The 11,006-nt window shown below is 70.6% G+C and carries 10 protein-coding genes and 1 riboswitch; of the genes, 1 reads left to right on the top strand and 9 read right to left on the bottom strand.

The window, feature by feature from the left end:
* Positions 1–79: 79 nt before the first annotated feature.
* From GTY47_RS26070 to GTY47_RS26055, 4 genes are all read right to left on the bottom strand, one after another.
* Positions 80–865, bottom strand: a complete 786-nt coding sequence (locus GTY47_RS26070) for an SGNH/GDSL hydrolase family protein (protein WP_010044665.1) — start codon at positions 863–865, stop codon at positions 80–82.
* A gap of 162 nt (positions 866–1,027) precedes the next feature.
* Entirely contained in the window at positions 1,028–1,741 is a 714-nt protein-coding gene (locus GTY47_RS26065) for a DUF6250 domain-containing protein (RefSeq protein WP_010044664.1), read from the bottom strand.
* 198 nt (positions 1,742–1,939) lie between these two features.
* Positions 1,940–2,830 (bottom strand): LysM peptidoglycan-binding domain-containing M23 family metallopeptidase, encoded by an 891-nt coding sequence (locus GTY47_RS26060; protein ID WP_010044663.1) that lies wholly within the window; start codon positions 2,828–2,830, stop codon positions 1,940–1,942.
* Positions 2,831–2,834: 4 nt separating this feature from the next.
* Positions 2,835–2,996: riboswitch (cyclic di-AMP (ydaO/yuaA leader) on the bottom strand.
* Between the two features lie 311 nt (positions 2,997–3,307).
* On the bottom strand, positions 3,308–5,383 hold the full coding sequence (locus GTY47_RS26055) for an alpha-galactosidase (protein ID WP_029181513.1): 2,076 nt from the start codon (positions 5,381–5,383) through the stop codon (positions 3,308–3,310).
* Positions 5,384–5,562: 179 nt separating this feature from the next.
* Here GTY47_RS26055 and GTY47_RS26050 point away from each other — a divergent pair, with 179 nt between their 5' ends.
* On the top strand, positions 5,563–6,360 hold the full coding sequence (locus GTY47_RS26050) for a tyrosine-protein phosphatase (RefSeq protein ID WP_010044661.1): 798 nt from the start codon (positions 5,563–5,565) through the stop codon (positions 6,358–6,360).
* A gap of 21 nt (positions 6,361–6,381) precedes the next feature.
* Here the strand turns inward: GTY47_RS26050 and GTY47_RS26045 are convergent, their stop codons facing one another.
* The 5 genes from GTY47_RS26045 to GTY47_RS26025 all read right to left on the bottom strand — a co-directional run.
* On the bottom strand, positions 6,382–6,501 hold the full coding sequence (locus tag GTY47_RS26045) for a DUF6126 family protein (RefSeq protein WP_040903800.1): 120 nt from the start codon (positions 6,499–6,501) through the stop codon (positions 6,382–6,384).
* Entirely contained in the window at positions 6,498–7,142 is a 645-nt protein-coding gene (locus tag GTY47_RS26040; protein WP_010044659.1) for an XRE family transcriptional regulator, read from the bottom strand. Before GTY47_RS26040 ends, GTY47_RS26045 begins: the two co-directional genes overlap by 4 nt.
* Before the next feature lie 58 nt (positions 7,143–7,200).
* On the bottom strand, positions 7,201–8,616 hold the full coding sequence (locus tag GTY47_RS26035; protein ID WP_010044658.1) for an aspartate aminotransferase family protein: 1,416 nt from the start codon (positions 8,614–8,616) through the stop codon (positions 7,201–7,203).
* Complete coding sequence (dxs, locus tag GTY47_RS26030) at positions 8,613–10,508, bottom strand: 1-deoxy-D-xylulose-5-phosphate synthase (RefSeq protein ID WP_010044657.1); 1,896 nt, start codon at positions 10,506–10,508, stop codon at positions 8,613–8,615. The genes GTY47_RS26035 and dxs overlap by 4 nt, the downstream gene beginning before the upstream one ends.
* Before the next feature lie 28 nt (positions 10,509–10,536).
* A partial coding sequence (locus tag GTY47_RS26025; RefSeq protein WP_010044656.1) for a flavodoxin-dependent (E)-4-hydroxy-3-methylbut-2-enyl-diphosphate synthase occupies positions 10,537–11,006 on the bottom strand: 470 nt, incomplete at its 5' end.

The following is an 11,006-nucleotide window of genomic DNA, read 5'->3' as shown; positions in this document are numbered from 1 at the left end:
AGGCGCTACGCGCACCCCCACCGAAGCCGCGCAGGCCGCCGCAGGCACCCCGGCCCAACCACCGCAGGCACCCGCCCCCTCACGCCACCGCAGCGATCCGCATCCTGATGTCCTCCGGCGAGAGCGCACCCTTCGCCGTCACATGGTCCCCCGACGACTCCCCACGCAGCCGCCGCCCGATCCACGGGACCAGAAACTCCCGCGCCCAGTGCACATCGTCCCGCCGAACCTCAAGCGGCCCCCGCGCCGGCAACGGCGGCCACGGCTGCTCCGGGTCCGCCGGGACCTCCAGCCCGAGCACCTGCCCCGCGCGGAGCGCCACCCGCGTGTGCCCCTCGGGCGACAGGTGCAGCCGGTCGGCGTCCCAGGCCCTGCGGTCCTGGACACTGCGCAGGGACCACAGGTCGAGCACCGGGCAGCCGTACCGGTCGGCGATGGCCCGGACATGCCCGTTGTACGTCGCGATCTTGCCCCGCAGGTGCTTGAGCACGGGCATCCCCCGGGTGTCGAACCCGGTCGTCACCATCACGGTGCCGGCCACGGCGGTGAGCCGCACGAGGGCCCGCTCGAAGCGCTCGGCCACCTCGTCCGGGTCGGTGCCGGGCCGGAGGATGTCGTTGCCCCCGGCGCAGAACGAGACGAGGTCCGGGGCCATTTCGACAGCCCGCGGAACCTGGTCCGCCACGATCTGGTCGAGGAGCTTCCCGCGCACGGCGAGGTTGGTGTACTGGAAGTCGCCTTCGGGCCGGCGGTCGGCGAGCAGGACGGCGAACCGGTCGGCCCAGCCGACGAACGCCCCGTCGGGGCCGGGATCACCGACGCCCTCGGTGAAGCTGTCCCCCACCGCCACGTACGACCCGATCACTGCTCTGCTGTCACTCTTCGAATCGTCTGCCACAGCAGCTCATGATTCACCTTCGAATGTGACTTACGCGACCGTAGGAAGGGGTTGACTGGCGGTGAGATAAGCCACTCCTAAAGTGTTCGCCAACTCCGGAATAGCCTATGAGTCAGTGACGTTGCGGGTTCAATCCCGAGCCCGCGACTCCCAGACCCGGAACCCTGCGATCCGGAAGTGGCTCCACACGGTCCGGAAGCCGAAGTGCCCAGTGGTGTACGGCTCCGGATCGCTGTAGTCGAACACGAGCCTCCCGTTGTTCCACCACCGCACCGTCGAACCGTCGGAGACGATCCGCACCCGGTTCGGCTCACCCGGCACCAGCAGCGGCTCGGTGTAGTCGTAGACCAGGGGCCGGACACCGGGCTCGCCGACATACCGCCGCAGCCGGGTCGTGGTGTTGTGGTTCGCCCCGTAACCGGCGTAGTACGTCGTCAGGTGGTCGTACTCCGCCAGCGCCCCACCACGCGGGGTGGCGAAGAGATCGTCCGGGGAGCGGACGTCGGTCGCGTTCCAGAAGTTGTTGAGGTCCGAGACGCGGTCGTTGGCCCCGCCCTCCGACACAGGCGTCGCGGTGTACTCCAGGACGTACGGGCCTTCGAGCCGCCGTCTGAACCAGACGGTCGCGCCGCTCGGTACGTCGATCTCAAGGACGCCACGGGAGGCGGTGACCGTCCCGCCGTCCTGGAGTTCGGTGGCCCACTGGCCGAGGCCGTGGCAGAAGTCGTCGTGGGCGATGAGACGGCGGCGCCGGGGGGCGGCGTACGCGGCCCCCGTCGGGGCGAGCGCCGCCAGGGCGGCTCCGGCGGTCAGGGCTCCGAACGCCCTGCGGGTGGTCGGCACGGGACACATCTCCTTCGGGATCCGTCTGGAAGGCTCTAGAAAGCGCTTGCGCTCCGGACGGGATCACTGTGTCCCAACTGCCGCCCGCTGTCGATCCCTTGAGGCGACCGGAAGGGCGCACCACGCACGCCGAAGGCCGGACCCGGGGGTCGGGGTCCGGCCTTCGGTCGCGTGTCAGGCAGGTGGTCGTGCGGTCGGTCAGCCGACGGAGACGCCGTGCGAGCGCAGGTAGGCGACCGGGTCCACGTCCGAGCCGTAGTCCGGCGTGGTGCGGATCTCGAAGTGCAGGTGCGGTCCGGTCACGTTGCCGGTGGCACCGGACAGGCCTATCTGCTGCCCGGCGGTCACGGTCTGGCCGGCCGAGACGGAGAGCTGGGACAGGTGGGCGTACTGCGCGTAGAAGCCGTCGTTCAGCTTGATGACGACCTGGTTGCCGTACGCGCCGCCCCAGCCGGCGGAGACGACCGTGCCCGCGCCGACGGCCTTGAGCGAGGTGCCGGTCGGGACGACGAAGTCGACACCGGTGTGGTAGCCGCTGGACCACATGCTGCCGGACATGTGGTAGGGGGTGCCGACGGTGGCGCCCTCCACCGGGAGGGTGAAGCCGCTGGAGGCCGCGGCGGCCGGCTTGGCGGCGGCCGGCTTCGAGGACGACTCGGAGGCGGAGGACTTGGACGCCGAGGGCTTCGCCGGGGCCGAGGACTTGGACTCGCTCGCCGCCGCCTTCTTGCCGATCGACAGCTTCAGGCCCGGGTGGATCAGCGACGGGTCGTCGCCGACGGCGTCACGGTTGTCCGCGTAGAGCTTCTTCCAGCCGCCGTCGACGTTCTGCTCGTCGGCGATCTTCGCCAGATAGTCACCGGCCCGCACGGTGTACGTGCGAACGCCCGTGGCCTTTTCGGCGGCCTTCTTCTCGGCGGCCGGAGCGGACTGGACGGCCTTTTCCGGAGCCGACTGCGGAGTGGCGGCGTGGGCGCCGGCGGCTCCCATGAGCGGAAGAGCGAGAGCGGCCCCGCCGGTTCCGGCGATGGCGATGGAGCGGGTGAAACGCTGGTTCTTCGGGCGGCGGTGCTTACCCTTCGCGGGCATGGCGAATTCCTCTCCGTCGCCTGCGAGGTGAGCTGTCGGGTTCGGACTGGAGATGCCCGGCCACGCCGAGGCGCGGCTTAACCCCAAGCCGTTCCGGGAACCGGAACAGGCGTCTTACCTGTGGGTCCCCCGCTCCTGCCGTACGTCGGGTCAGTGTGTGCGGGCTCCGGGCGGCGGCAGGATTAGGCGTCCGTCCGGATTGGTGTGGAACGTAAGCGACCAGGACGCAAAGGGACAAGCGTGCGGTTGCCTGTGACGGCGTTTTTCTTGACGCACCGGCACATTTTCCGTCACGGAGCGTGGATTACCGATCAATCACTTCCCTCAATATCCCTGAATGACGCGGGAATTACGTGCACATGGCAACAACACATCGTCACGAATATGACGATGCTCACGCACCCCGGCCTCATCTCCTTTACGACCGGGGCACGTTATGCCTAAATAACCGAAGCGCTCTCTATTCGGACAGAACGACTACTTGCGCTTAAGTCGGACGACGGTGGCGTCCAGATCCCCGCGCAGACCGACCCGCAGCCCGTGGTGGAGCAGCACGGCACCTCGGTGAACTTCGCCCGTTTTGAGGCATTCGTACGACGCCGAGGGGTCCAGGCCCCGCAGCCGGAGCGCCGGAACGGGCTCGCCGTAGCGCTGCGCCTGGAGCCAGGCGAGGACGACGCTCTCGTCGCCGAGCACGTACTGCACGGCACTCAGGCCACCCTCCGGCGGGCGCAGCCGGTGCAGCTCGCCGCGCTGCACCACCGGCCGGATCTCCTTGTACAGCTCCACCCAGTCCCGCGCCTCGGCGAGTTCCCGCTCCGTCCACTTCGTGAGGTCGCCGCCGACCCCGAGCACCCCGGCCATGGCGCTGACGAACCGGAACCGCAGTGAGCTGGCGCGCTGGTTGAGCATGGCGTTCGGGCTGTCGGTGACCCAGGCGGCCATGACCCGGGCCGGATGGATCTGGCTGAAGCCGTGCTGGATGGCGAGCCGGTCGAGCGGGTCGGTGTTGTCCGAGGTCCACACCTGGTCCGTGCGGCCGAGCACGCCGAGGTCGATCCGGCCGCCGCCGCCCGAGCAGGACTCGAAGGCCACCCCGGGGTGTGCGGCCCGCAGCCGGTCCAGCAGGGCGTACAGGGCACGGACGTGGTCGACCCACAGACGCTGCGGGTAGGGGTCGTCCGGCCAGCCGGCGTCGGTGAAGCAGCGGTTGAAGTCCCACTTGACGTAGTCGATCGGGGCGCTGGAGAGGAGCCCGTCGAGCTGCTCCCAGAGGTACTCCTGAACGTCCACACGGGCGAGGTTCAGTACGAGTTGATTGCGGAACTCCGTCCGCTTTCGTCCCGGTTGGTACTGCACCCAGTCCGGGTGCGCGCGGTACAGGTCGCTGTCCGGGTTGACCATCTCCGGCTCGACCCAGATCCCGAACTGCATACCGAGGCCGTGCACGTGCTCGGCGAGCGGCTTGAGGCCGCCCGGGAAACGGTCGGGGTTGGGGGTCCAGTCGCCGAGTCCGGCCCGGTCGCTGGTGCGCGTCCCGAACCAGCCGTCGTCGACCACGAACAGCTCGACGCCCATGGCGGCGGCCCGCTCGGCGAGCGCCCGCTGCTGCTCCTCGGAGATGTCGAACTCGGTGGCCTCCCAGGAGTTGAACAGCACCGGCCGGTCCTGGTCGGCGCCCGGGATCACGTACGCCCGCTGGTAGGCGTGCCAGGCGCGGCTGGCCCCGCCGTAGCCGCCGTCGGTCCAGAGCCCGGCGAAGACGGGGGTCGTGTACGACTCCCCCGTGCCCAGCATCAGCAGGCCCGAGTCGTCGTACCCGGCCCCGCCGGTGATCTGCACGCGCGCGTCCGGGAGCTGGGCCACGGCGATCCGCCAGGACCCGGACCAGCCCAGCGCGCATCCGTAGACCTCGCCGCGCTCCTCCGTCGCGTCGGTGTCGAGCGCGACCCACGGCAGGTGCTGGTGACCGGTGTGGCCGCGGCGGCTGCCGATGACCTTCTCGCCGTGGGTGAGGGCGGAGCGCTCCAGCCGGGACTCGGCGCCCCAGCGGCCGTGCAGCTGGGACAGCCGCCAGGTGTCGCGGTCGGGCAGGGTCCAGGTGGCGGAGTCGGCGCGCAGCACCTCGACGGCGGGTCCGTGGTTGTCGAGGGTCACCCAGCGCTCGACGACGTCCGTCGAGGAGCGCATCCGGTAGTGCAGCGTGACGGCGAGGTCGCCGTCGCGGAAGCGCAGCCGCAGCTCACCGTCCTCGGCGTCATGCCCCTCGTAGGTCCACTCCGTGCCGCGCCGCTCGCCGGTGCGTACGGACAGGGCGGGCCGGGCGAAACGGGGACCGCCCTCGACCGGGTACTCCTCGCGCCCGTCGAGCGGTGATTCGAAGGGCCAGTAGTCCGGCAGCGGCCGGACGGCGAGGGCCTCGGCGTCGGCCAGGCCGATCCGGGCGCCCCAGTGCAGGTGCAGCAGCTCGTCGCGGTCGGTGACGTGGACGGCGTAGCTGCTGGCCGGCCCGGAGAGCACCCACGTACGACCGTCTTCGGAGATGTCCAGCATCATGGCCTCACAGATTCGAACAAGCCCGACCAGGTGCGACCAGGCGCCAACATCATCGGGGGCTTCGGGCGCTCCGGGCAACGCCTGTGGACAACTCATTGCCCCAGGCAGGCATGTCGTATCGTCGAGTGGTGCCCGTCGACGAGCCGCGCCGGCGGCGCCGATGGGGAGGAGCCCACGTGACACAGCAGGTCCCGTCGACCGAGCCCGAGCTGGCCGGAGTGCGCAACTTCCGCGATGTGGGGGGACTGCCGACCGTGGACGGACGACGGGTGCGGCGGGGAGTGCTGTTCCGCAGTGGCCACCTCGCCCATGCGACCGGGGAGGACGCCGCCTTCCTGACCACCCTGGGCCTGCACACGATCTTCGACTTCCGCAACGCGGCCGACCAGAAGCTCGAAGGGCCGGACGTCGAGCTGCCGGGCGTGCGCAATGTGAACCTGCCGCTGAGCGACCCCGCCGACGGCGCCGAGTTCTGGAAGATGGTCCGCGACGGCGACCTCGACCAGCTGCGCGCGATCCTCTCGGACGGCAAGGGCGCGGACCGGATGATCGCCTCGTACCGCATGATCATCAGGAGTCGCACGGCCGAGCACTCCCAGGTGCTGCACGCACTCGCCGAGGACAGCGTCCCCGCCCTGATGCACTGCGCGGCGGGCAAGGACCGGGCGGGTCTGTCCATCGCGGTGACGCTGCTCGCCCTGGGTGTCGAACGCGAGGCGATCCTCGAGGACTACCTGAAGTCCAACGCCAAGCACCGCCGCTACAAGGTGCACCGCAGCAGCTCCGCCGCCTCGGCCTACTCCCCCGAGGTCATGGAGCTGCTCAGCCCCCTGTTCGACGCGCGCGCCGAGTACCTGGCGGCGGCCTTCGACACCATCGAGGAGACGTGGGGCGGCGTCGACGCCTATCTGGAGAAGGGGCTCGGGCTCACGCCTGAGGCCCGGGAGCGGCTGCGCGAGCGGCTGCTCGACTGACGTACGGCGCCGGCCCGGCGGCTACTTGGCCCCCACCTCGAACAGCAGGTACACGAAGGCCGCGAAGACATGGCCCACGACGAGGTAGATGAACAGCCGCACCCACAGGGCGCGGGGGAACTTCTCCTCCATGTCCTTCACGGCATGTCTCCTGGGGTGGGGCCCAGGCACAGGGCGGCCGTGGGGCTCTGCAAGAGGGTGTGGACGAAGAGCAGTTCGACGCCGTCCGGGTCCTGGGCGGCGATCCGGTGCGGGGTCAGCGAGTCGAAGTGCGCGCTGTCGCCCGGCGCGAGCTGGTGCGTGGTGTCGCCGAGGCGCAGTCGCAGCCGTCCCCGGAGCACGTGGAGCCACTCCTCGCCGGGGTGGACGCGCACGATGTCGCCCTGGGAGCCGTACGGGACGTGGACGCGCAGGGCCTGCATCCCGCGCGCGGGCGCGCCGGCCTGCCAGTACGTCCAGCCGCCCGCCGCGGTCGGTTCCATGTCGGCGGCGCGGATGACGGCGTCCCGGGCGGCGGCCGTCTCGCCGAGCAGCTCGGCGACCGTCGTACCGTAGACGCGGGCGAGCGCGAGCAGCATCGGCAGGGATGGCTGGCGCTGCCCGGTCTCCAGGCGGGAGAGGTGGGCGGGCGACAGTCCGGCGGCGCGGGCCGCGGCCTCCAGGGTCAGGGAGGCCTGGCGCCGCAACGACCGCAGCTGTGGCGCGACGGCGGGCAGCGGATCCGCTGCCCGGTCAGCCGACGGGGCGGCCCCGGAGGGCCGCTCGGTCTCGGAGGAGCTCATGGCTCCATTCAGCCGGAGCCTTGCCCTGGCGGCAAATTTCTTGCCTCTGAGGCAAGAATCAGCGGTTGGCCACCGCCTGTTTGACGAGCGTCTTGCCGAAGTCCCACACCAGGCCCCCGTCGTGCGCGTCGTCCATCACGGCCGTGAAGGCGTCGACGAACCGGTCCACCTCCCGCTCGCCGATGATCAGCGGCGGGATCAGCTTGATCACCTCCATGTGATCGCCGGAGACCTGGGTGAGGATCCGGTGCTTCCGGAGCAGCGGTACGACGACCATCTGCGCGAACAGGCCCTTGCGCGCGGCCTGGAGCATGGCCCAGCGGCTGCGCAGCTTCAGAGACTTCGGCCGGCCGAACTCGATGCCGATCATCAGGCCCCGGCCGCGGACGTCGGCGAGCATCTCGTACTTGTCCGTCAGCGCCGCGAGCCGGGATCTGAGCAGTTCCCCGGTGGTGCGGACGCCGGCGACGATCTGCTCGTTCTCCATCACCGACAGCACCGCCAGGCCCGCCGCCATGGCCTGCGCGTTGGACCCGAAGCTCGCCGAGTGGACCAGCACCCGGTCCATCGACGAGTACACCTTCTTGAAGATCCAGTCCTTGCCGAGCGTGGCGCCCACCGGCACGTAGCCGCCGGAGAGCGCCTTGGCCACGCACACCAGGTCCGGTTCCACGCCGTCCTCGTGCTGGTAGGCGTAGAAGTCGCCGGTACGGCCGAGGCCCGTCTGCACCTCGTCGGCGATGAGCAGCGCCTTGTGCCGGTGCAGCAGTTCCTGGGCGGCCAGGAGATAGCCGGGCGGGGCCTCCAGCACGCCCTTGCCCTGGATGGGCTCGACGATCAGGGCGGCGACGTCGCCCTTCTTCAACTCCCTCTCCAGCGCGTCGAGGTCGCCGAGCGGTACGGCCGTGTCGGGCAGCAGCGGGGCGAAGCCGTCACGGAAGCCGGGCTCGCCGTTGACGGAGAGGGAGCCGGTGGTCAAGCCGTGGAAGGCGTGCGCGCAGTACAGGATCCTGGGCCTGCGGGTGACGAAGCGGGCGAACTTCAGCGCTCCCTCGACCGCTTCCGTACCGCTGTTGCCGAAGAACACCCGGTCCAGGTGCGGGCTGTGTGCGAGCAGCTTCTCGGCCAGCAGGCCGGGCAGCGGCTGGCAGTCGAACCGGGTGAGGTCGGCGAGCTGGGCGTCCAGGACGTCGTGCAGCGCCTTGCGCACCACGGGGTGGTGGCGGCCGAGCCCCATCACCCCGAACCCGGCGAGCATGTCCAGGTAGTCGCGGCCGTCCGCGTCGTAGAAGTAGGCGCCCTCGGCGCGCTCGTAGACCTTGTCGAAGCCGATGGTGTGCAGCATGCGCGGGAGCTGGTGGTTGAGGTACCGGGTGTGCAGCTCGTAGCGCTCGGCTCCGCGTCGGGCCAGCAGTCTGCCGAGGTCGAACTCCCCGGCCTGCGACGACTCCGACGCGGATTCGGCGGTGGTCATTCCTGGGGCTCCTTGGACAGCTCTTTCTTCACGGTCAGGCTCGCGCTGATCCGTCCGGCGACCTCGACGGGTGTCAGGCCGATGTCGGCGAGCACCTCGCCGCGCTTGGCGTGCGCGAGGAACTGCTCCGGGATCCCGAAGCGCCGCACCGGGACGTCGACTTCGGCATCGCCCAGGGCCAGCGCCACGGCCGAGCCGACCCCGGCCGCCCGGCTGTTGTCCTCGACGACGGCGACCATGCGGTGTTCGGCGGCGAGACCGGGCAGGGCCGGGTCGACGGGCTTGACCCAGCGGGGGTCGACGACGGTGCAGCCGATGCCGCGGGCTTCGAGCAGCTCGGCGGCCTGGAGGCAGACGGGCGCCATCACGCCGACGGCCACCAGCAGAACCTGCGGCTCCGGCGCACGGTGCAGCACGTCCAGTCCGCCCACCCGGTCGATCGCCGGGATCGACGGGCCGACGGACTCCTTCGGGAAGCGCAGCAGCGTCGGCGCGTCGTCGACGGCGACCGCCTCGCGCAGCTGGGCGCGCAGCTGGTCGGCGTCCCGCGGCGCGGCGATCCTGAGGCCGGGGACGACCTGGAGGACGGACATGTCCCACATGCCGTTGTGGGAGGGCCCGTCGACGCCGGTGACACCGGCCCGGTCCAGCACGAAGGTCACCCCGCAGCGGTGCAGGGCCACGTCCATCAGCAGCTGGTCGAAGGCGCGGTTGAGGAAGGTGGCGTAGACGGCGACGACCGGGTGCAGGCCGCCCGTCGCCAGGCCCGCCGCGGACACGGCCGCGTGCTGCTCGGCGATACCGACGTCCCACACCCGGTCCGGGAACCGCTCGGCGAACCTGCCCAGGCCGACCGGATGCAGCATCGCGGCGGTTATCGCGACGACGTCGTCCCGCTCCTCGCCGATCCTGACGATCTCGTCACCGAACACCGAGGTCCACGAGGGCCCGCCCGCCGGGGAGAGGGGCGCGCAGGTCAGCGGGTCCATGACGCCGACCGTGTGGAAGTGGTCCTCCTCGTGGGCGAGGGCGGGTTCGTAGCCGCGGCCCTTCTCGGTGAGGCAGTGGACGAGGACCGGTCCGTGGAAGCGCTTCGCGCGCCGCAGGGCGGACTCCACCGCCCCGATGTCGTGCCCGTCGATCGGGCCCACGTACTTCAGGCCCAGGTCCTCGAACAGGCCCTGCGGGGCGAACGCGTCCTTGAAGCCCTTCTTCGCGCCGTGCAGGGCCTCGTACAGGGTGTTGCCGACCAGGGGCGTGGCCTGCAGCACGTCCTTGCCCCAGGCGAGGACCCGCTCGTAACCGTCGGTCGTGCGCAGCGTCGCGAGGTGGTTGGCGAGGCCGCCGATGGTCGGGGCGTACGAGCGTTCGTTGTCGTTGACGACGATGATCAGCGGGCGGTCCTTGGCGGCCGCGATGTTGTTCAGCGCCTCCCAGGCCATGCCACCGGTCAGGGCTCCGTCGCCGATCACCGCGACGACGTGGCCCCGCTCCCCCTGCACCTGGCGGGCCTTGGCGAGCCCGTCGGCCCAGCCGAGCGCCGTGGAGGCGTGGCTGTTCTCGATGACGTCGTGCTCGGACTCCTCGCGCGAGGGGTAGCCGGACAGGCCGCCCTTGCCGCGCAGCTTGGAGAAGTCCTGGCGTCCGGTCAGCAGTTTGTGGACGTAGCTCTGGTGGCCGGTGTCCCACAGGATGCGGTCGACCGGCGACTCGAAGACCCGGTGCAGGGCGACGGTGAGCTCCACCACCCCCAGGTTGGGTCCCAGATGCCCCCCGGTCCTGGCGACCGCCTGCACCAGGAACTCCCTGATCTCGTCGGACAGTTCGCCGAGTTCCGGCTCGGACAGCGCCTTCAGGTCGCGTGGTCCCCGGATGGTCTCCAGAATCGTCACGCTCGGGCCCCCTTCGGTTCCGTGCTGTTCAGCTCACGGTGACGGCCGGCTCCCCCGGCCCCATGCCGTCCTGCTCCATCTGCTCGGCGAGCTTCATCGCCTCTTCGATCAGCGTCTCGACGATCTTCGACTCGGGGACGGTCTTGATGACCTCGCCCTTCACGAAGATCTGCCCCTTGCCGTTGCCGGAGGCCACCCCCAGATCGGCCTCCCGCGCCTCGCCGGGTCCGTTGACCACACACCCCATGACGGCGACCCGCAACGGCACTTCCATGCCCTCGAGTCCGGCGGTCACCTCGTCGGCGAGCTTGTAGACGTCGACCTGGGCACGCCCGCAGGACGGGCAGGAGACGATCTCCAGCCGGCGCTGCCGCAGCCCCAGGGACTCCAGGATCTGGATGCCGACCTTGACCTCCTCGGCCGGCGGCGCGGACAGCGACACCCGGATCGTGTCGCCGATGCCCTGGCTGAGCAGCGCGCCGAAGGCGACCGCCGACT

This window comes from Streptomyces sp. SID5464, assembly GCF_009862985.1.
Classification (GTDB): domain Bacteria; phylum Actinomycetota; class Actinomycetes; order Streptomycetales; family Streptomycetaceae; genus Streptomyces; species Streptomyces chartreusis_D.
Note: the sequence above shows the minus strand (reverse complement) of the source record. Positions and strands in the feature narration are given on the sequence as shown.

Coding starts and splice junctions, on each gene's coding strand:
- GTY47_RS26055 (WP_029181513.1), bottom strand. CDS start 5,383: ATGCTGGACATCTCCGAAGACGGTCGTACGTGGGTGCTCTCCGGGCCG.
- GTY47_RS26060 (WP_010044663.1), bottom strand. CDS start 2,830: ATGCCCGCGAAGGGTAAGCACCGCCGCCCGAAGAACCAGCGTTTCACC.
- GTY47_RS26035 (WP_010044658.1), bottom strand. CDS start 8,616: ATGACCACCGCCGAATCCGCGTCGGAGTCGTCGCAGGCCGGGGAGTTC.
- GTY47_RS26040 (WP_010044659.1), bottom strand. CDS start 7,142: ATGAGCTCCTCCGAGACCGAGCGGCCCTCCGGGGCCGCCCCGTCGGCT.